This is a genomic window from Bacillus sp. VT 712 (assembly GCF_001614195.1).
Taxonomy (GTDB): Bacteria; Bacillota; Bacilli; order Bacillales; family Bacillaceae_H; genus Priestia; species Priestia flexa.
This window is the reverse complement of sequence record NZ_LWBK01000007.1, coordinates 61599-83130: the sequence shown is the minus strand read 5'-3', so window position 1 is coordinate 83130 and position 21532 is coordinate 61599. Positions and strand designations below refer to the sequence as shown.

The 21532-nt window shown below is 37.4% G+C and carries 23 protein-coding genes; 21 read left to right on the top strand and 2 right to left on the bottom strand.

Annotated elements, in window-relative coordinates; all coding sequences use genetic code 11:
• Positions 1-61: 61 nt before the first annotated feature.
• The 6 genes from A2U94_RS05075 (at position 62) to A2U94_RS05050 (ending at position 5682) form a co-directional block, all read left to right on the top strand.
• Positions 62-430, top strand: a complete 369-nt coding sequence (locus A2U94_RS05075) for a hypothetical protein (protein WP_025908358.1) — start codon at positions 62-64, stop codon at positions 428-430.
• Between the two features lie 13 nt (positions 431-443).
• The gene (locus tag A2U94_RS05070) at positions 444-1217 is read left to right on the top strand and encodes a metallophosphoesterase (protein WP_025908359.1); all 774 of its coding nucleotides are present in this window, start codon (positions 444-446) and stop codon (positions 1215-1217) included.
• Positions 1218-1325: 108 nt separating this feature from the next.
• The gene (locus A2U94_RS05065; RefSeq protein WP_025908360.1) at positions 1326-2246 is read left to right on the top strand and encodes a MerR family transcriptional regulator; all 921 of its coding nucleotides are present in this window, start codon (positions 1326-1328) and stop codon (positions 2244-2246) included.
• 122 nt (positions 2247-2368) lie between these two features.
• Positions 2369-2974: a genetic competence negative regulator gene (locus A2U94_RS05060; protein ID WP_025908361.1), complete on the top strand. Its 606-nt coding sequence runs from the start codon at positions 2369-2371 to the stop codon at positions 2972-2974.
• 312 nt (positions 2975-3286) lie between these two features.
• Positions 3287-4555, top strand: a complete 1269-nt coding sequence (locus A2U94_RS05055; protein WP_175384180.1) for a Glu/Leu/Phe/Val family dehydrogenase — start codon at positions 3287-3289, stop codon at positions 4553-4555.
• Positions 4556-4713: 158 nt separating this feature from the next.
• Positions 4714-5682 carry a YpdA family putative bacillithiol disulfide reductase gene (locus A2U94_RS05050; RefSeq protein WP_025908363.1) on the top strand — a complete coding sequence of 323 codons (969 nt, stop codon included), beginning with the start codon at positions 4714-4716 and terminating at the stop codon, positions 5680-5682.
• Between the two features lie 30 nt (positions 5683-5712).
• On the opposite strand, the gene A2U94_RS05045 is transcribed toward A2U94_RS05050, so the two are convergent.
• Complete coding sequence (locus tag A2U94_RS05045; protein ID WP_025908364.1) at positions 5713-6684, bottom strand: asparaginase; 972 nt, start codon at positions 6682-6684, stop codon at positions 5713-5715.
• Between the two features lie 129 nt (positions 6685-6813).
• Here A2U94_RS05045 and prsW point away from each other — a divergent pair, with 129 nt between their 5' ends.
• The 10 genes from prsW (at position 6814) to A2U94_RS05000 (ending at position 16453) form a co-directional block, all read left to right on the top strand.
• Positions 6814-7464, top strand: coding sequence for a glutamic-type intramembrane protease PrsW (gene prsW, locus A2U94_RS05040; protein ID WP_025908365.1), 651 nt, complete (start codon positions 6814-6816; stop codon positions 7462-7464).
• A gap of 143 nt (positions 7465-7607) precedes the next feature.
• Positions 7608-8717, top strand: coding sequence for a spore cortex-lytic enzyme (sleB, locus tag A2U94_RS05035; protein ID WP_025908366.1), 1110 nt, complete (start codon positions 7608-7610; stop codon positions 8715-8717).
• A 14-nt stretch (positions 8718-8731) separates the two neighbouring features.
• Entirely contained in the window at positions 8732-10081 is a 1350-nt protein-coding gene (ypeB, locus tag A2U94_RS05030; RefSeq protein ID WP_025908367.1) for a germination protein YpeB, read from the top strand.
• Positions 10082-10440: 359 nt separating this feature from the next.
• Positions 10441-11091 (top strand): flagellar brake protein, encoded by a 651-nt coding sequence (locus tag A2U94_RS05025; protein WP_025908368.1) that lies wholly within the window; start codon positions 10441-10443, stop codon positions 11089-11091.
• Between the two features lie 69 nt (positions 11092-11160).
• Entirely contained in the window at positions 11161-11337 is a 177-nt protein-coding gene (locus A2U94_RS21445) for a YpfB family protein (RefSeq protein WP_160169862.1), read from the top strand.
• 120 nt (positions 11338-11457) lie between these two features.
• Positions 11458-12138 (top strand): (d)CMP kinase, encoded by a 681-nt coding sequence (cmk, locus tag A2U94_RS05020; protein ID WP_025908369.1) that lies wholly within the window; start codon positions 11458-11460, stop codon positions 12136-12138.
• Positions 12135-12716, top strand: coding sequence for a lysophospholipid acyltransferase family protein (locus A2U94_RS05015; RefSeq protein WP_025908370.1), 582 nt, complete (start codon positions 12135-12137; stop codon positions 12714-12716). The genes cmk and A2U94_RS05015 overlap by 4 nt, the downstream gene beginning before the upstream one ends.
• Positions 12717-12878: 162 nt before the next feature.
• A complete protein-coding gene (rpsA, locus tag A2U94_RS05010) occupies positions 12879-14015 on the top strand; it encodes a 30S ribosomal protein S1 (protein WP_025908371.1) in 1137 nt (378 codons plus the stop codon).
• Positions 14016-14027: 12 nt separating this feature from the next.
• Positions 14028-15077, top strand: a complete 1050-nt coding sequence (gene fni / locus A2U94_RS05005; protein ID WP_025908372.1) for a type 2 isopentenyl-diphosphate Delta-isomerase — start codon at positions 14028-14030, stop codon at positions 15075-15077.
• Positions 15078-15244: 167 nt separating this feature from the next.
• Positions 15245-16453: an MFS transporter gene (locus A2U94_RS05000; protein WP_025908373.1), complete on the top strand. Its 1209-nt coding sequence runs from the start codon at positions 15245-15247 to the stop codon at positions 16451-16453.
• Positions 16454-16766: 313 nt separating this feature from the next.
• Here the strand turns inward: A2U94_RS05000 and A2U94_RS20405 are convergent, their stop codons facing one another.
• Entirely contained in the window at positions 16767-16904 is a 138-nt protein-coding gene (locus tag A2U94_RS20405; protein ID WP_064484030.1) for a YpzI family protein, read from the bottom strand.
• A 119-nt stretch (positions 16905-17023) separates the two neighbouring features.
• Between A2U94_RS20405 and A2U94_RS04995 the strand changes: the two genes are divergently transcribed.
• The 5 genes from A2U94_RS04995 to A2U94_RS04975 all read left to right on the top strand — a co-directional run bounded on the left by A2U94_RS04995 (position 17024) and on the right by A2U94_RS04975 (position 21465).
• Positions 17024-17641 (top strand): YphA family membrane protein, encoded by a 618-nt coding sequence (locus A2U94_RS04995; protein ID WP_025908374.1) that lies wholly within the window; start codon positions 17024-17026, stop codon positions 17639-17641.
• Positions 17642-17892: 251 nt separating this feature from the next.
• The gene (gene der / locus A2U94_RS04990) at positions 17893-19203 is read left to right on the top strand and encodes a ribosome biogenesis GTPase Der (RefSeq protein ID WP_025908375.1); all 1311 of its coding nucleotides are present in this window, start codon (positions 17893-17895) and stop codon (positions 19201-19203) included.
• A 17-nt stretch (positions 19204-19220) separates the two neighbouring features.
• Positions 19221-20261 carry an NAD(P)H-dependent glycerol-3-phosphate dehydrogenase gene (locus A2U94_RS04985; protein WP_025908376.1) on the top strand — a complete coding sequence of 347 codons (1041 nt, stop codon included), beginning with the start codon at positions 19221-19223 and terminating at the stop codon, positions 20259-20261.
• A 247-nt stretch (positions 20262-20508) separates the two neighbouring features.
• Positions 20509-20715, top strand: coding sequence for a DUF2768 domain-containing protein (locus A2U94_RS04980; RefSeq protein WP_025908377.1), 207 nt, complete (start codon positions 20509-20511; stop codon positions 20713-20715).
• A gap of 24 nt (positions 20716-20739) precedes the next feature.
• Positions 20740-21465, top strand: a complete 726-nt coding sequence (locus tag A2U94_RS04975; protein WP_025908378.1) for a YphF family lipoprotein — start codon at positions 20740-20742, stop codon at positions 21463-21465.
• Positions 21466-21532 lie beyond the last annotated feature (67 nt).

Sequence of the window (21532 nt, the reverse complement as noted above, 5' to 3'; positions counted from 1 at the left end):
CATTCAATACATGCAATAGCCTCTTCTCACATACAAGTTGTAGTGAGGGGAGGCTTGTATTATGAGAAAGTGGTTATTATTTGTAATAGGGTGGGTATGTAGTTATTATTTCATTACAACCTCTGTATTTGAACGAGAAGGAGCTTCGCTAGATACCATTGTATTTTTTCTGGAAAATCCAGCGAGTCTGTTTGCAACGGTTTTGCTCTTTTTAATTAGCTGTACTTGTCAAGCTATTTGGGTGCAGGTGTTAATTGAAAATGTGTACCGCTGGATACAAGGAACAAGGTTGCACAGAGTGGAATTTCTTGTAGCATTGCTTTCTTTAGTGGGGTGCGTAGCGTTTATTTCATTTGAATATTATGTACTATTACCAGTTATGTTGGTCTCATTCATTTACGGTATAGGTGCTGCTTCACAAAGTAAATAAAAAAGGAGTGAGCATGATTATGATTGTAGGAATTATCGGTGTGTTAGTAGTGGCTGCTATTGTTTTACTTACTTACATGGCCAAAGAGGCACAGCGTACAGTTGTCGAACAAGAACATATTGAAGTGAAGGGTGTTCCAAAGGAATGGCAGTCACTGCGTATTTTCTTTATTTCAGATATACATAAACGTACGGTTACAAAATCCTTAATTGAACAAGTAAAGGGACATATTGATTTTGTTGTTATTGGAGGAGACCTAGCGGAAAAAGGTGTCTCGCCACAACAGATTGAAGCGAATATCAAGCAGTTAAGACAGCTAGGTTCTATTTACTTTGTATGGGGAAATAACGACTATGAAATTAATCAACAGAGTCTAGCTACTCTTTTCAAAAAGCATGAGGTAGTAGCTTTAAAAAACGAAGCAATTTGTATCGAGAAGGAAGGGGTTTCTTACAATATTGTGGGAGTTGATGACTTGTCAGAAGGGCACTTAAACATTAATCAAGCTTATAACGGTGTAAATCAACAACATTTCACACTGTTGCTTAGCCATAATCCAGATGCAGTCTTTGAAGTGGAAAAACAGCGTGTTGACTTAATGCTTAGCGGTCACACTCATGGTGGACAAATCCGTTTGCTTGGGTTGGGCCCTTATGAATTAGGTGGACTTAAAACGCATAAAGATATAGTTTACTTTGTGAGCAATGGGTATGGAACTACTTCTTTACCTCTTCGTTTGGAAGCCAAAGCCAAGGCGCATGTTCTAACAATTACTAGAGCAAACTAACTTTAAGCGTCTTTTGAACATAGCATATACAGATTTTACACAACGTGTAACTTATCCTATAATGCAAGTAATACGTTATAGTTCACGAAGAGTCGTTGGAGGTTACATATGGCTTCACAAGAAGGAAAGTATAATATTAAAGCCATCTCAAACATGGTCGGAATCCAACCCGGAACGTTGCGTGCATGGGAGCGTCGTTATAAAATATTTAACCCTGTGCGAAACGAGTCGGGTCATCGTTTGTATACAGAGGCAGATTTTAAAAAATTAAAGTGGTTAACAGATAAAGTGAGCAACGGCTTTACTATTAGTCAAGCTGTCTCATTGTTAGAAACAGAGAGCGCAAACATTCACCAAACTGCTGACCAAAGTGAAGTGGAAACACCTCAACGTTTAAAAGATCAAATTTTACATCATTTATTATCTTTTGAAGAAAGTAAAGCACAAGAACTAATCAATCATGCTTTTAGCTTATATTCCGTGGAGCAAGTAGTAATTGATATACTAGGTTCTTTATTAGTTACAGTAGGAGATATGTGGGAAAAAGGTAAGATTACAAGTGCCCATGAACACTATGCTACGCAGTTACTGAAAACAAGAATCAGCATGTTATTTTATTCTCTTCCTTCAAGTGGTTTATTACCAAAAGCCATCGCGGTGTGCGGTCCAAATGAAACGGATGAAGTAGGGCTGCTTGTTTTTACATTGTTCTTGAGAAGAAAAGGGTTTGAAGTTATTTACTTAGGGAGCAGCATTGAAGAAAGAGATATTTATCTCATTTTAAAAGAAGTGAATCCAACCTTCTTCTTTATGTCCTGTACAATGATGGAGAATGCTAAGAAAACCGTTGATTTGGCATGTGATGTGCAAGGAGAGTTTCCACATTTAAAAATTGGTCTTGGTGGCTTTGTTTTTGAAATGTTAGACGGGAAGGATAAGGAAAGAGTTTCTTCGTTTTTATTAGGTAATTCAAAAAACGAATGGAATGAATGGTTAACTGAAAAATTAGCCGAACATCATAATCAATAGGCTTGTTTTTAACTGTGTAAACCTGTAAACTCGTAAGTAAACATCACGAACCGTTTTCTAGAAGGTACATATACTGCATTATCAAACCATGTGGTTATGAGTGCAAGCGGGGAGGGACGCAAATGAGACTTGAGCGTTTAAATTATAATAAGTTAAAAGTCTTTGTCACGTACGATGATTTAAAAGAGCGAGGGCTCACAAAAGAAGATTTGTGGACTGATACATTTAAGGTTAAACAGCTGTTTCGTGAGATGATTGAGCAGGCGTCCAAAGAATTAAATTTTGAACCGACAAGCTCGCTTTCAGTAGAGATTTTTTCCCTTCAAGCTCAGGGGATGGTCGTGTTTGTGACGAAACAAGATAGTCAAGATGAAATGGAAATTATTGATGAACATGAAGATATGTACGAAGAATTTATCGAGATGCAAGTGATGTTGGATGAAAGTCACGATTTATTCTTTGAATTTCAAACGTTTGAAGACGTTATTCAATTGGCAAAACGAATTAATCAATATTATGATATTGAAACTATTCTCTATTCGTTTGAAAATCGGTTTTATGTATTAGTAGGAGAAGAAAAACTGACGATGAAAGAGATCGAGAATATTATAGCGTTGTTAGCGGAATATGGAAGTCCCTCTACAATTACGAAACATCGGGTACAGGAGTATGGAAAGCAGTTAATTCATAATCAAGCTCTTTCGTACATTGCAGATACTTTTTCATAAACTTAGAGCTAAGGTACATTCAAATGTAACAGCTCCTTTTGTTGCTGTGGGTGTTACGTAAACCTACGGCAATAAAGGGAGTTTTTTTGGGATTCATCCCACGCAATTCTATAAGAAATGCTAAAAATTATGAGGATTACACAATTAATTGGAAGCGTTTTCGTTTTGTCCTACAAAATATCATAAAACTTTCATATTTCCCTTTGCATAGCAAAAGTAAGGGTGTATACTATGTCATGAAAGATGCACCAAATTAATGAATTACTAATTTTTTGATCCACTTTAGGAGGTTTACAGATGGTAGCCGACAAAATGCAAGAGAGCAAAAGCAATCGACAAGAACAGAAAAATGATGTGTTAAAATCCACTCAAACGGTCATACATAAGGCGTTGGAGAAATTGGGCTATCCTGAGGAAGTATATGAATTGTTAAAAGAACCGCTTCGCATGATGACAGTGAAAATTCCTGTCAAAATGGATGATGGTTCGGTTAAAATCTTTACAGGTTATCGCGCTCAGCATAACGATGCTGTTGGCCCCACAAAAGGTGGAATTCGCTTTCATCCAAACGTAACCGAAAAAGAAGTAAAAGCTCTTTCTATTTGGATGAGCTTGAAATGTGGAATTGTAGATTTACCTTATGGCGGGGGGAAAGGCGGAATTGTGTGTGACCCTCGTAATATGTCATTTGGAGAATTAGAAAAGTTAAGTCGTGGATATGTAAGAGCAATTAGTCAAATTGTAGGTCCAACAAAAGATATCCCAGCACCAGACGTATTTACGAATTCGCAAATTATGGCCTGGATGATGGATGAATATAGTCGAATTGATGAATTTAATTCACCAGGTTTTATCACAGGTAAACCGCTTGTATTAGGAGGTTCTCACGGACGTGAAACAGCAACAGCTAAAGGGGTTACAATCTGTATAAGAGAAGCGGCTAAAAAACGTGGAATTGATTTAAAAGGTGCAAGAGTCGTGGTGCAAGGGTTTGGAAATGCTGGAAGCTTTTTAGCGAAATTTATGCATGATGCAGGTGCTAAAATTATCGGTATTTCAGATGCATATGGTGCTTTGCATGACGAGAACGGTTTAGATATTGACTATCTATTAGATCGACGAGATAGTTTTGGTACGGTAACAAAGTTATTTAATACAACAATTAGTAACAAAGAATTATTAGAGCTGGATTGTGATATTCTTGTTCCAGCAGCAATTGAAAACCAAATTACAGAAGAAAATGCTGATAAGATTCGAGCAAGTATTGTTGTGGAAGCAGCAAATGGCCCAACTACGTTAGAAGCAACCCGTATTCTGTCTGAGCGTGGCATCTTGCTTGTGCCTGATGTATTAGCTAGTGCTGGAGGCGTTACGGTTTCTTACTTTGAATGGGTTCAAAACAACCAAGGGTATTATTGGACAGAAGAAGAAGTAGAAGAAAAGCTAGAAAAAGTAATGGTTAAATCATTCAATACTATTTACGAAACGTCGACAACGCGTAAGGTAGATATGCGCTTGGCTGCTTATATGGTAGGCGTGCGCAAAATGGCGGAAGCATCACGTTTTAGAGGCTGGATTTAATAAGTAGAAAGATTTGCGTATTTATAGAAAATCTCCTATCATAAGATAGGAGATTTTTTTGTGCGTAAAGATAATTAATTTAGTTAGTAGGAAAGAATGGAGTTGGAAAAGAGCTTGGTATAACGCTAAAGTTCGTTGGAAGTAAAGGAGTGAGCAGTTTGAAAAAAGAAACAGCAATTATTATCGGAGGGGGACCCTGTGGACTTTCTGCAGCTTTGGAATTGCAGGCGGTCGGCATCAATGCTCTTATAATTGAGAAGGGGAATATTGTAAATGCTATTTATAATTACCCTACCCATCAAACGTTTTTTAGTTCGAGTGAGAAGTTAGAGATTGGAAGTGTTCCGTTTATTACAGAAAACAGAAAACCTGTGCGAAATCAAGCTCTTGCGTATTATCGTGAAGTAGTCAAACGCAAAAATCTACGAATTCACTCATTTGAACTTGTAACACATGTACACAAGAACAACCAAGGACAGTTTGTTGTCACCACCTCAAAGGGTGAATACGAAGCAGAGCATGTTATTGTTGCAACTGGCTATTATGATTCACCAAACTATATGAGCGTTCCTGGTGAAAATCTACCGAAAGTCCATCATTATTTTAAAGAGGGGCATCCATACTTTAATCAAGATGTGGTTGTCATTGGCGGAAAAAACTCTAGTGTGGATGCAGCATTGGAACTAGTAAAGGCGGACGCTCGCGTGACGGTAATTTACCGAGGATCAGAGTATTCAAAGAGCGTAAAACCTTGGATTTTACCAGAGTTTGAAGCCTTGGTTCGAAACGGCACCATCGAAATGATTTTTGATGCAGTTGTAACTCGTATTGATGAGCATACGGTAACGTATTCAAATGGAAAAGAAGAAATTACAATTCCAAACGATTTTGTCTTTGCGATGACCGGTTACCATCCAGATCATTCATTCTTAGAGAAAATGGGCATTGAGATTGATTTTGAATCAGGTCGTCCGCTGTTTGACCCTGATACAATGGAAACGAATGTGCAAGGTATTTTTATTGCGGGAGTAATTGCAGCAGGAAATAATGCAAATGAAATTTTTATTGAAAATGGGCGTTTTCATGGAAGACAAATTGCTGAATATTTAGCAAGTAGACAAACATAAAGGTATTGTGCCTTTATGGTTGTCTTTTTATTAATTATGAAAGATCTCTTGGATTTCTTCTTGGTTTGAAGAGCTTTGAAGAGCAACTAACAGTTTAATTCGGGCTTTTTGGCCGTTTAGTCCATTTGAGAAGATCATGCCTAATTCTTTTAAATGTTTTCCTCCACCTTCGTATCCATATACATCTTGTGCAATCCCATTAAAGCAACGAGATACCAATACAATTGGAATGTTTTTATCCAATAGTTGCTGTAAACCCTGTAAGGTGCGTGGAGGTAAGTTTCCTTGACCAAGAGCTTCAATAATCAAGCCATCAATATGGAAAGATGCCAGTGATTGAAAAAGTTGTTCATCCATACCCGCATAAGCCTTCAGTAAAACAACCTGCTTGTCAATGTTATCTACAGGGTAAAATTCGTGCTCTGTTGGCATATGATGAAAAGATATTTCTTGCTTTGTCACAATACCAATTGGTCCGTATTGAGGGCTTTGAAAGGTAGCTACATTACTTGTATGTGTTTTAGTCACATTCTTAGCTGTGTGAATTTCATCGTTCATGACAACGAGAACGCCTTTTCCTTTAGCTGCATCACTTGAAGCAACGCGAACTGCAGAAATAAAATTATAAGGCCCGTCTGATCCAATTTCATTGCTAGAGCGCATGGCACCTGTTAATACAATTGGAATATCTGTTTTAGTTGTTAAGTCCAGGAAGTAAGCAGTTTCTTCAAGCGTGTCAGTACCATGTGTAATCACGACGCCATCAATTTGATCGGTCTCAATCTTTTGCTCAATTTTTTTTGCTAACGTAAGCATTTCTTTTGGTGTAATATGGGGCGAAGGTAAATGAAACGCTTCTTCAACAATTACATTTGCTAAGCTAGCGATGGAAGGTGTTGAGTGTTGCAAAGGATTATGATCATCAGGTTTTACTGATCCAGTTTGAGCATCTTCTTTCATTGAAATAGTTCCACCAGTGTGAATGATATAAAGAGTTTTCATAATGACATCCTTTCGTTATCAAATTGTTAAAAGTCTTTGCTACTTTCAATTAGGTAGTAGATAAATGATTTTCTTTCTAACAATAACATGATACGATGGAAAAAAACAGATGAAAAGAGGCGCTGCTTTATGTTGGCTATTTTATCTGCAGGTATTGCGCCTGGACTAGCTTTACTGAGCTTTTTTTATTTAAAAGATGAGTATGAAACTGAACCCATTTCAATGGTCTTAAAAACTTTCATTTTTGGCGCGATGCTTGTGTTGCCGATTATGTTTATCCAATATGTGCTTCAAGAAGAAAATTTACTTCATTCCCCTTTTGTAGAAGCGTTCGTTTCCACTAGTTTCTTGGAAGAATTTTTTAAATGGTTTATTTTATTTTTTACAGTATATCAACACATTGAGTTTGATGAGCATTATGATGGCATTGTATACGGTGTTTCTGTTTCGTTAGGATTTGCTACTGTTGAGAATATTTTTTACTTGTTTGCTAACGGTTTAGAATCAGCAATTGGTCGAGCGATTCTACCGGTTTCTAGCCATGCCTTATTTGGAGTTATTATGGGTTATTACTTAGGAAAAGCAAAATTTTCAAAAGGAAATGAAAAAATAAAATGGACGCTCTATTCAATCGGCACACCATTTTTATTACATGGTATTTATGATTATATTATTATCACCATGGATAATTGGATTTTTATTATTATTCCATTTATGATTTATTTATGGTGGTTGGGATTACGCAAAGTAAAGCAAGCGAAAAAAGTGTTTATTGCCTAATAAAAAGACGTAGCTTCTTCATAAGAAAGCTACTTTTTTTTTGTTTATTTGAGCAAATTTCTCCTAGCCTGTATAAAAAAACATCCTTTACAAAAAATACTCTTATCATCTTATCACTTACATACGATGTAGGAGGTTATGGAATGTTTTTAATGGGACGAATTACAAAGTATATTTGTTCAGCTTGCGTATGTTCTTTATTAGCAATAACAATGATTAATCCCCAATCTTCATCAGCATTTACCAATCAAGTCATTCAACAGGGTGCAGTAGGGGAAGACGTTATTGAATTGCAGTCTCGCTTACAGTACATCGGCTTTTATAATGGGAAAATTGACGGTGTTTTTGGATGGAGTACGTACTGGGCACTTCGAAATTTCCAGTATGAGTTTGGTATAAAAAAGGTTGATGGATTAGCCGGAGCCCAAACCAAACAAAAGTTAGCAGACGTAACGAAATACTATGAGTATCATGTAAAGACTGAGTTGAAAAAAGGAAATAAATTTACCCATTACGGTGGAGTTCCAATTGATAAACAAAAAGGTTCTTCAGCAAAGTCTAGTCAGAACAATGTACAAAAAAATGCAAAATCACAATCCAAAAGTCAGCAACAACAGCCGACAGGTCAACAGTCACGAGGACAGCAGCAATCAGAAGGTAGAAATAATAATCAAGCTACTCCTCAACAAAATCAAACTAACAAAGCTGCTACTAATGGAGGCAGTGAACAACAGCCGACAGGTCAACAGTCACGAGGACAGCAGCAATCAGAAGGTAAAAATAATAATCAAGCTACTCCTCAACAAAATCAAACTAACAAAGCTGCTACTAATGGAGGCAGTGAACAACAGCAAGAAAAAGCGCAAAAGCCAACAGCTTTAAATGTTCCAAATGGATTTTCACAAAATGATATACAGCTAATGGCTAATGCTGTATATGGAGAAGCGCGAGGCGAGCCGTATAACGGACAGGTAGCGGTAGCAGCTGTTATTTTAAACCGAGTTAACAGTCCAACATTTCCAAACACAGTAGCAGGCGTTATCTTTGAACCGAGAGCCTTTACTGCTGTAGCAGACGGACAAATTTGGCTAGAACCAGATGAAACGGCAAAAAAAGCTGTATTGGACGCAATTAACGGCTGGGATCCAACTGGTAATGCAATGTATTACTTTAATCCAGATACAGCAACTAGCGCATGGATTTGGTCACGACCGCAAATTAAACAAATCGGTAAACACATTTTCTGTAATTAAGAGAGGTGATAATAATGATTCGAACAATTTTAATTACAATTTTAGCAGTTGGTGTGGTAGGAGTCGGATATTGGGGGTATACAGAGCATCAAGAAAAAGATGCTGTTTTATTACAAGCCGAAAATACGTATCAACGAGCGTTTCATGATTTATCGTACGAGCTTGATTTATTAAATGATAAAATCGGCGGGACATTAGCGATGAGTTCTCGAGATCAATTATCGCCAGCGCTTGCAGAAGTATGGCGTTTAACTTCAGAAGCGCATAGCAATGTAGGACAATTGCCATTAGCGCTGTTACCTTTTAATAAAACGGAAGAGTTCTTATCCGATATTGGCGATTTTGCATACGAGGTAGCTGTTAGAGATCTCGGTAAATCACCGCTTACAGATAAAGAGTATAAGACATTGAACGCTCTGTATGAGAAGTCATCTGAAATTCAGAACGAAATGCGTACAGTTCAGCATTTGGTTATTGACAATAATTTAAGATGGATGGATGTAGAGCTAGCTTTAGCAACAAAAGAAAAGCAGGGTGACAATACCATTATTGATGGCTTGAAAACTGTCGAAAAGAGCATGGATTCCTATGCTGAATCAGACTTAGGTATTACAAATACATCAAACGAAGACGAGAAAAAAGCATTTGGCCAGCTTAAAGGTCGTGAAGTAGATGAAAGAGTTGCCAAAGAAGTAGCACGATCGTTTTTAGATTTAAAAGGAAAAGAAGAAATGCACATTGCGGAAAGTGGTAAGGGGGCTAATTATCCTTTTTACAGCTTAACAATTAAAGACCCTTCAACAAAGAAAGAGATTTATATGGATATTACGAAAAAAGGTGGATATCCGATTTGGGTATTAGAAAACAGAGACGTCAAAAAACAAAATATTAGCCTAAACGAAGCAATGGAAAAAGCCAATAAATTTTTAAAAGATCATCGCTTTGAAAGCCTTGTAATGTCTGAAAGCGCTCAGTACGATAATCTTGGTGTCTTTACATTTGTTGAAGAAACTGAAAGTGGAGTGCGTATTTATCCCGATGCTGTAAAGATGAAAATGGCGTTGGATGATGGAACGGTAGCTGGCTTCTCAGCAAAAGAGTTTTTATTACGACATCGTACACGGGAGATTCCTGAACCAACGATTACAAAAGAAGAAGCTAAATCAAAATTAAATCCAAACCTTAAAGTGATGGAAGATCGCTTAGCCATTATTGAAAACGACTTACAGGAAGAAGTATTGTGTTACGAATTTCTTGGTACAATTAATGACGATACGTATCGAATCTTTGTAAATGCAAAAACAGGATTTGAAGAAAAAGTAGATAAATTACAAAACGCTGAACCAATCTATGACGAAGTTTAATCGAAAGAGGCTGGGACATAAGTAATTCAGCTAATGATAAACCTGAACGATTGAGAGTTTCTCACTTTTAATCGTTCAGGTTTTTTGTTGATTGTGAAAACAATGTTGGAAACAGGGTGGAATGGAGCGTAGCGCAATGGAACGAACGTGTTGAGACAAACCAAAAAGATTGGAACAGCTAGTGTTCGTCTTTTAGAAGCAATCATTTTGTTATGTCCCAAACTCTTTTTATTTTATATAAGGAATCATGTTATTTATTGGAGGTTAAATGAGTATATAGGGCTAAAAATATGTTTATAAATTAAGTGTATTTTACTATTTTTAATAGTAGGAATACTAATGAAATTGGGGGCTTTTATATGATTAAAGTTGGAATGCCGCTTAACTTAGAAAGTGAAGAAGATCAAATCACCTATCGATGTAAAGTGGTTGATTGTACAGAACACAAACTGATAATTGATTATCCATTTAACGAAAAGACCAAAAAAACAGCTTTCCTAATGAAGGGAACAAAATTAAACGCCATGTTCGTAGGGGAAGATAAAGCCGTTTATGGATTCTCAACAGAAGTAAAAGATCGAGCAATTAAAGATATACCTGTTATTGAATTAGACTATCCGGGAGACGATTCTTTAGAAGCTGTACAGAGAAGAAATTTCTTTCGAGTTCCCGTAACGCTAACGGTAGTTATGGAGAAATATGGTGAAGCGAAAAACTCCTTGCAGAGCTTTACGAGAGACTTAAGTGCCGGAGGGGTTTGTATTAACCTGTCTGAAAGAAGTGATTTTAAAGTGAATGAAGAAGTTAAGGTAGGCTTATTACTAAAGCATGAAGAGGAAGAGGTAACTCTTGAACTGCAAGGTAAGCTTGTTCGTGTTGAACAGCCAATTAACGAACAGCAAGGGCAGCTATCCGTAGAGTTTTTGAGTCCAAATATAAAAGCAAAACAGCTACTAATGCGCTATACGTTAAAGCGTCAGCTCGAGTTAAGAAGAAAGGGATTGTTATAAAGTAAGTATAAATTAAACCTGTTCGTTCCAAACTAGTATGTAAATACAATAATGGAATGAGAGATTAACATGAAGCGGATTGAAAGCTTATTAGTGAAGTTTGTTATTGTTCAGTTCTTCTTTTTGTTTGCTGCTCAGGCTCTTTTATTTTACAGCGAACATACAACCTATTTTTCAAAGGTTATACAGTATGAAGGAGTAGCAAAAAATAATTTCAACAAAATTATTGAAACGTTCGACCAGTAAAGCAGCGATATGATAAAATAGAAACAATGATTAAAAAAGCAGGGGGCAACCTGCTCTTTTTTTTCGTGTAAAAAGAAATTAATGAAAAATATGTTCTTGTTAGCACGTCAAGGAGGATTTATGGAAAAGCGAATTTCAATTGCTATTGATGGACCTGCTGCAGCTGGGAAAAGTACAGTAGCAAAGATTATAGCAGAAAATTTATCATATATTTATGTAGACACAGGTGCGATGTATCGTGCCCTTACGTATCAAGCCCAGCAGCAAGGGGTTAAATTAGAAAGCGAAGAAGCGTTACTTCGTTTATTAAATGAAACAGAGATTGAACTTAAACCTTCTGAAAATGGACAGATTGTTAGTGTGAATGGTAAAGAAGTAACCAACGAGATCCGTTCAGCAGAGGTGACAAATTCAGTATCAATCGTTGCTAAACACCGATCAGTGCGTGAAGAAATGGTCGTTCGACAGCAGAAGTTAGCTCAAAATGGAGGCGTTGTAATGGATGGGCGTGACATTGGTACGCACGTCCTTCCTCATGCAGAAGTGAAAATCTTTTTACTTGCATCAGTGGAAGAGCGAGCTCAGCGTCGTCATGAAGAGAACGTGAGAAAAGGTTTCCCATCTAATCTAGAACAGCATAAAATTGACATTGCTCGTCGAGATAAAATTGATTCAGAGCGTGAAGTCGCGCCTTTGAAAAAAGCAGATGATGCAATTGAAATTGATACAACAGCATTGTCAATTGAAGGTGTCGTTGAAAAAATACTTTCTATTATACATGAAAGGGTTGGAATGCTGTGAGCTTTTATACATTTGCACGTTCAGTAGTACGCGGTATATTAAAACCTGTTTATCGTTATGAAGTAATTGGTACAGAGAATATCCCATCAGAAGGTGGGGTATTGCTGTGCTCAAATCATATTGATAACCTTGATCCCCCTACCGTAGGGATTACATGCCCTCGTCCGATTTCGTTCATGGCCAAAGCAGAGTTGTTTGATGCACCCGTCTTAAAAACCATTTTACCTAAATTAGAAACATTTCCAGTAAAGCGCGGCGTGGGAGATCGTGAAGCTCTGCGAAAAGGATTAGGAATTCTAAAAGAAGGAAAAGTGCTTGGCCTTTTCCCTGAAGGAACAAGAAGTAAAGACGGTAAACTAAAAAAAGGGTTAGCGGGAGTAGGTTTTTTTGCACTGCGTTCTACAGCTGATGTTGTACCGTGTGCAATTATTGGTCCATATAAAGCATTTTCTAAAGTGAAAGTAGTGTATGGAAAGCCATTAGATATGTCAGAGTTTAGAGAACGCCGTGCATCTGCTGATGAAGTGACGGAAGCAATTATGAGTGAAATTGCTAAATTGATTGAAAAATACCAATAGTTAATAAGCTTTTCGCTTGACAAAAGATTCTATTTATTAGAAGTTAGTAACAAAGAGAGTTTTTTCTATACAAAAATAGATACAAGGATATATAGTGATAAGAGCTTCGCTGCTTTTTATCTGAAAATATATTGCTGCTAGATATTGAAGGAGGAAAAGACGATGGTAGAAGATATGAATCAAGTAGAAGTAAAAGCATTAGAAGTTGGCGAAACTGTAACTGGAACTGTAACGAAAGTTGAAGATAAGCAAGTTCTAGTTGAAGTTGCCAACAGCAAGCTAGATGGTGTTATTCCAATCAGTGAATTATCAAGTTTACATATTGAAAAAGCAAGTGATGTAATTAAAGAAGATACAGAGATTCAAGCAAAGGTAATTAAAGTTGAAGAAGAGCTATTAGTCTTGTCTAAGAAAGCAGTCGATGCAGAAAAAGCTTGGGATGATTTAGAAGAAAAACTAAGCACAGGCGAAGTGTTTGAAGCTGTTGTAAAGGAAGTTGTTAAAGGTGGATTAGTAGCAGACATTGGTGTGCGAGGATTTATCCCTGCATCTTTAGTTGAAGCGCATTTTGTTGATGACTTTGCTAGCTATCAAGACCAAACGTTAACGGTTAAAGTCGTAGAACTCGATCGTGAAAAAAATCGTATTATCCTATCACACCGTGCTGTTGTTGAAGAAGAAAACGCGCAAAAGAAACAAACAGCTCTTAGTTCTTTAGCGGAAGGTCAAGTACTGGAAGGAACAGTGCAGCGCTTAACAGACTTTGGAGCTTTTGTTGATGTTGGAGGCGTTGATGGTCTTGTTCACATCTCTCAACTTTCACACGAGCGAGTAGAAAAGCCTTCTGATGTAGTAAAAGAAGGAGATAGCGTAAAGGTAAAAGTACTATCAGTTGATAAAGGAAACGGACGTATTTCTTTATCAATTAAAGATACGCTTGAGGGACCATGGGACAATATTTCTTCAAAGCTTAAACAAGGTGATGTAGTCGATGGAACTGTTCGCCGATTAGTATCGTTTGGAGCTTTTGTCGAGGTATTACCTGGTGTAGAAGGGCTTGTACACATTTCTCACATTTCTCACAAACATATTGGTACTCCTCATGAAGTATTAACTGAAGGAGAAAAGGTTACAGTAAAGGTATTAGATGTGAGCGAAAGCGAACGTCGAATTTCATTAAGCATTCGTGACCTTGAGGAAGAAGGGCCGGTGGATTATGGTGACTACAATATTCAAGAAGAATCAAAAGGTTTTCAGTTAGGCGACATGATTGGAGATCAATTAAAAAAACTAAAATAATGGTGATGTTTGGTGAGTAGAGCGAAACGAAAAATCGATCACATTCATCATGCGATTCAAACCGGACAACATCGCTTACACGGACTCGACGACATTCAGTTTGTGCATAACAGCTTGCCAGATAAAAGTGTAAAAGATGTCCAGTTAAATACAAAGATTGGCGAACTTTCACTGAGTTCGCCAATTTTTATCAATGCAATGACTGGAGGCGGCGGGTTAGAGACGGAAGAAATTAACCGTTCTCTAGCACGAGTTTCTAGCGCTTGTAATTTAGCGATGGCTGTAGGTTCACAGATGGCTGCGATTAAAAACGAAGAAGAAGAAAAAACATATCGAGTAGTAAGGCAAGAAAACCCAACTGGAATCATCCTTGCTAACCTTGGAAGCGAAGCGACAGTGGATCAGGCAAAGCGGGCTGTTGATATGCTTGAAGCCAATGGGATGCAAATCCACTTGAACGTAATTCAAGAGCTAGTTATGCCAGAAGGAGATCGGGACTTTACGGGAGCTTTAAAGCGCATTGAACAAATTGTGAATGCCTTAGATGTACCTGTTATAGCAAAAGAAGTAGGTTTTGGGATGAGCGCTGCGGCAGCGACTAAACTAAAAGAAGTCGGCGTGAGTATTATTGATGTTGGGGGTTACGGCGGTACGAATTTTTCGAAAATCGAAAATGAGAGGCGTGAGAATCATTTTCATTTTTTTAACGATTGGGGAATTTCAACCGCAGCATCTTTAGCAGAAGTATCACAGAGTGTAGGCGGTATTTCAATTATCGGCTCTGGAGGTATTCAAACAGCAATGGATGTAGCCAAATCGCTCGCTTTAGGTGCTTCAGCAACTGGATTAGCTGGGCGTCTACTGTCTGTTTTAATGGATTCAGGTATAGAAGCTGTTATCGAAGAAGTTTTAGAACTCCATGAAGAATTAAGGTTCATCATGGTTGCATTAGGTACTGGTTCTATTTCAGAGCTTCAGCAAGTTCCGCTTGTTATTACGGGAAAAACTTATGATTGGCTATGTCAGCGACCAGTGTCGATTGAAAAGTTTAATAATAGATAGCCAAAACAACAAAACAAGCACACGATACCGTGTGCTTGTTTTGTTGTTTTGAATCGGATTTTTACTATCATAGTAAAAAAAGCAGGCAGAAAACCTGACAACTTGGATGAAATAACAAACGTTTATTATATATAATAGTCTGAAAATACAGAAAAGTAGGTGTGGTTATGAAAAAAGGACATCCTGTACTGACCATTTTTCTATTCTTTTTAGGCTGGGTTTTTATGTATGCAGATCGCAATATTTTATCTCCGGTGATGGGAGATATTGGAGAGCAGTGGGGGCTGACAAAAACAGAGCTCGGGTTAATGGCTACGGTGTTTTTTGCCTCCTATGCAGCTATGCAGATTCCCACGGGCTTTTTAGCAGATCGTTTTGGAAGAGTGAAGGTGCTTGTTATTGGATATATCTTATTTGGGGTAGCAACCTTTTTAACTGGCTTGGCTACGACGTTCGGCATGTTTTTACTAATGCGTGCACTAACTGGCCTTGGAGAAGGTACTTATTATGGATCACAGTACGGTATCTCTTCAAGCATCACTTCAGAAAGATATCGAGGGCTTGTGTCGGCATTGATTAACAGCGGTATGGCATTTGGTATTTCACTAGGTTTTATCGGCTCATCGTATATTACATATACGCTTGATAAAGGATGGCAGTTCACTTTTTATCTTTTTGCTGTACCAACTATAATTGTAGCTATTTTAATTGCACTGTTTGTGGAAGATGGGAGAGCAAAGGAGAGTAAGGTACAAGCAAAAGAAAAAGAACCACTGCGGAAACTATTTACGAAAAACCATATTCTAGTGTACATTTTAATCTTTTGCTCACTTTACGGTTTTTTTGGAATGCTAACATGGCTACCGTATTACCTACAAAGCTCTAGGGGTCTTGAAGCTTCGGAAACAGGTATTATTGCTTCATTAGTACCTTGGGCATCTATTCCTGGAGCCATTTTCTTTGGCTATATGTCCGATCGAATTCAAAATAAAAAAGCATTGATTGTTAGTTTGTCAATTGCTGGGGCACTATGTCAATTTTTAATCCCCTACACAAATAGCTATGTTTGGCTGTTAGTTGGACTCATAGTGTATGGGCTGATTGGGAAATTAGCGTTAGATCCAATCCTCATTTCATACATTGCATCTATTACGCCATCTACAATGTATTCTAAAGTGTATGGATTCTTTAATTTTAGCGGGATGCTTTCATCTATTTTTGCACCATATATCACTGGTTATTTTGCTGATCGCTCAGGAAGCATGGAGTTAGGATTTTATCTATCAGGTGGACTTCTCTTAATTGGAGCGCTACTCTTTTTACTTACAGGACAACAGAAATCTGTTTATTCCGTTTCGAATCCTGTTTTAAAATGAAAATACGAGGCTAGGACATAAGTATTTAAGTCAATATTATATCCAAATTATTGATGGGTAACCCCTTTTATAGTTTGGCTTTTTTTAAAATTGGAAAACCAATTCAAAAAACTAATGGAATGGAGCGGCGTAGGACAAGTAAATCATGCGGAAACTAGAGGGAAGGCTGAGACCCCGCCGCAGTGCGGCGAGGAAGCTCAGACTCCTTCCCGCGGACAGCGAGTGTCTGCAGCGCAATGGAACGGACTGGTTGCTACAACTTAAATTGTTTAGAAACGTCACGATTCGTCTTTGAGAAAGAATCATCAGCCTCTTATCTTTGTCCATTGGTATCTCTCCCTTCTTCAGGGCTTTGTAAACTAGTTGCACCTGGATAATGCAAGCCTTGGTCGCGATCTGATTCAACTCGCTTTGATTTCTTTAGCTTTTTCTCTTGACGGTCTTTTCCCACAATTTTCACCTCCTTATTTAGATTCATTATAGGTTTACCAAAGTTTATGTTTCTATGCTTATGCAAAGGGTTAATTTTTGTAAAACTGATACATAATGAAGAAATAGGGAGTTGAGAAGATGGAAGGTTTTCTATTCTATTGGTTTGCTTGGATTGGATGGGTCATTTCAACATTTTTTTTGCATAAAACGTCTTTACGGTGGAAGGTGTCGATGTTGTTGTTGATAAGCATTATGCTATCAACAACGTACGTTTGGATAGGTCCATTTTTCGTTAGCTATACTTATCTTTTCTTATTAGTTATGGTGTGTGTAGATATTTCAAGGCTTAAAACTTCAAAGCAATTATACGTATTATTTATTTCACTGATTGTCATGTTTGCTTATGTAGGCTTTTGTTTGTTAGAACTGTATGATCCAGTATGGATTTTTGTGAACCGACAATGGCTGTTAACAGCTATTATTTTATATATTGGTTTTCTTCTAGTAAAAGATGATCACATGCGATGTATCGTTATTTTGCTAGGATTGTTAGGGGGAGATTTTCTATATAGCTTAATAGTCACGAATATCTCAATGCCGCATCCCGTGGGACAGCCAATGTTCCTTGACCTTGTAGCTACTGTACTAATGCTTCTTTTTATTTGGAAAGTTGTGCGGTCCCTTGCATCACAGTTCGATTGGTTGTTAGGAAAATTCCAGCGTCAAAAGCATAGTCCGGTCAAGCCTAATAATTGATTTTCTGAAAAATTTGTTGTTGTGAAGCAGCTTTTTTGATAGAATTGTTTGATTGAGAGAGTACTCTTAATTGTTGCATACATGTAAATAACATATTGACTAGTAGGCAATAATTTGAGGTCATGCATGTTTGCATGACCTCGGTTTTTGAAAATGAATGATCTTATCTATTAAAAATATTCAATTGTGAAACGAATAAGCAAAAGGTTACTATTTATACATAGAACAGATCAAAGAAAGGAAAGATTCGCATGCCAAAACCAATTATTGCGATTGTAGGCCGACCAAATGTTGGGAAGTCAACTATTTTTAATCGAATTGTAGGAGAGCGCGTATCAATTGTTGAAGATATTCCAGGCGTAACGCGCGATCGTATTTATAGCTCAGCAGAGTGGCTTAATATGGACTTTAATATCATTGATACAGGAGGAATTGATATTGGAGATGAGCCGTTTTTAGAGCAAATTAAGCAACAAGCTGAAATTGCTATTGATGAAGCGGACGTTATTATCTTTTTAACAAATGGACGAGATGGTATTACATCAGCTGATGAAGAAGTGGCAAAGATTCTATACAAATCTAAAAAACCTGTTGTATTAGCAGTTAATAAAATTGATAACCCTGAAATGAAAGAATTAATCTATGATTTCTATGCTTTAGGGTATGGAGAGCCATTCCCTATTTCAGGAACGCATGGTTTGGGCTTAGGAGACTTATTGGATGAAGTAGCTAAGCATTTCCCAAAAGATGAAGATGAAGACTATGGAGACGATGTTGTTAAGTTTTCCTTGATTGGTCGACCAAATGTTGGGAAATCATCACTTGTAAATGCTGTGCTAGGTGAGGACCGCGTTATTGTAAGTAATATTGCAGGTACGACTCGTGATGCGATTGATACAAAGTTTACAAAAGAAGAACAAGAGTATGTTGTTATTGATACAGCTGGTATGAGAAAGCGCGGTAAAGTATACGAAAGCACAGAGAAATATAGTGTGCTTCGTGCGTTACGAGCGATTGAACGTTCAGATGTTGTCTTAGTTGTATTAAACGCAGAAGAAGGAATTATTGAACAAGATAAAAAGATTGCCGGTTATGCACAAGAAGCAGGTAAGGCAGTTGTTATCGTTATCAATAAGTGGGACACAGTAGAAAAAGACGATAAGACGATGAAAAAGTTTGAAGAAAACGTTCGTGAACATTTCCAATTCCTAACGTATGCGCCAATTGTCTTTTTATCAGCGAAAACAAAAAAACGTACGCATACGCTTTTACCAGTTATTAATATGGTAAATGAAAATCATGCAATGCGTGTCGAAACAAGTATCTTAAACGATGTGATCATGGATGCAGTTGCGATGAACCCAACACCAACACATAACGGTAAACGTCTTAAAATTTATTACGCAACGCAGGTAGCGATTAAACCACCTACTTTCGTTGTGTTTGTAAATGATCCTGAACTACTTCACTTCTCTTATGAGCGTTTCTTAGAAAACAAACTGCGCGCAGCGTTTGGATTTGAAGGAACACCAATTCGAATTATTGCTCGATCACGAAAATAAAAAGGAGTGCAGATAACATGGAGAAAATTGCGGTATTAGGTGCAGGAAGCTGGGGCACAGCTTTGGGCTTTGTATTAGCGGATAATGGTCATGATGTACGTATATGGGGACATCGCCAAGAAATAATTGATGGTATTAATGAAATGCATGAAAATAAAAAATACCTTCCCGGCGTAGAGCTTCCAATGACTATGCGAGGCTACACATCATTAGAAGAAGCAATTCTTGGAGTAGAAACAGTTATTCTAGCTGTTCCAACAAAAGCAATTCGTGAAGTGTTACAAAGCCTTGGAAAGGTTGCGACCAATCCGTTAACAATTGTTCATGTTAGTAAAGGAATTGAACCAGATACGCTGCTTCGCATCTCTGAAATGATTGAACAAGAAATGGAGCCTGCTAAATTACAGGACGTAGTGGTTTTATCTGGACCAAGTCATGCAGAGGAAGTAAGTAGAAGACAGCCTACTACTGTCACTTCGTCTTCTAAGAATATGAAAGCAGCCGAAAAAGTACAAGATTTGTTTAATAATCACCAATATTTTCGCGTATACACAAACCCAGATGTAATAGGGGTAGAAATTGGTGGGGCGTTGAAGAACATTATTGCATTAGCTGCTGGAATTACTGACGGCCTTGGTTATGGTGACAATGCTAAAGCTGCACTTATGACGCGTGGATTAGCAGAAATTGCGCGACTTGGTAGTGTATTAGGTGCAAACCCACTTACGTTTTCAGGATTGACTGGAATCGGTGATTTAATCGTAACGTGTACAAGCGTACATTCAAGAAACTGGCGTGCGGGGAACATGCTAGGCAAAGGTCATAAATTGGAAGAAGTGCTAGATAATATGGGGATGGTAGTAGAAGGTGTTCGGACAACGAAAGCTGCCTACCAGCTAGCTGAAAAATATGATGTAAAAATGCCAATTACCCAAGCGTTATATGATGTGCTGTTTAATGATGTTAGTGCAAAAGCAGCTGTAGATTCTTTAATGTCTCGTACGAAAACTCATGAAATGGAAGATTTAGCGAACATTTTAGGAGAACGAAAGAACTAACTTGCAAAGAAATGTAGAAAAAGTAGGCAATTGGTGATGCGGAATCACTTGTAGGTGCATAAAATAACATGTAAATAAAGATGAGTGGAACTCTTCATGGGAATATTTAGTTGTAGCCGAAATAAAGTGCCCCCTTTATTTCGGTTTTTATTTGGAGTCAATTAATAGAATCCTTAAATTCCCTCTTTTTACACGAAATATGGACCTCCTATGCTATAATGAGAGCAAGAAGGGGAGTGGGTGAGCGGTGTCGCCAGCGTTATTAAAAATGTGGATTTCACTTGGTTCAATTGTATTTATGTTTATTTCTGTGTTTTCTATTTATTTGAGTCGTTACAAAATTAAAAATGTTATATTTAAATATGTACTCGCTTTCATTGCCTATACATTAATGATTATTGCGGGATTCATTATGGTGCTTGTTGTCTTTAGTGGACCAACACCTGGAGCATAACAAAAACTGATAGGGTGAAGTTTAATGAGAAAAATCTTACTATTTATAATTTTTTGTAGCATAACATTCTTATTATCAGCTTGCTTATACCCTGAGGCTAATCTATCTCAAAATCAGGTGCCTTATAAAAATCAGCTTGCAGCTGTGCAACAAGCGGTTGATGACTTTCAAAAAGATAGCGGAGGATTATTACCAATTAAAACAAGGGATAACAATACGCCTATTTATCAAAAGTATCCCATTGAATTTAACAAGCTCAGCCCACGCTATATGCAAGAGCCACCCGGTACAGCGTTTGAAAGCGGAGGCGTTTTTTCATATATGCTGGTGGATGTAGAGGAGAATCCAACCGTTAAATTAATAGATTTACGAATGGCTGAACAAATCAAAGAGGTAAATATTTATCTGAATCTATACAGACAAAAACATAGTGGTTATGCGCCATTTAAAGAGGTCATTGCCGATGGTGTTTTTTCTATTGACTATAAAAAATTAAATATGAAAGAGCCACCTACAGTTGTAAGTCCTTATAGCGGTCAATTACTTCCTCTTGTATTAAATGGGAAAGGTGAGCTGTTTGTAGATTATTCATCGGACTTATATGAAGTATTGCAAAAGCATAAACATACATATAAAGAAGGAGAAGATATCCGGAACCTTCTAGTTGAGCATTCTTCTTTTGTTCCGGCTTATTCATTGCCCTATACCATCGACGAAAAAACAAATGAGCCAATATTTTTAGAAAAATGAGTCATGAACCCTTTCTCGCTGAATAAAATTCAGAGAGAAGGGGTTTTCTCTTTCTTATAAGAAATTT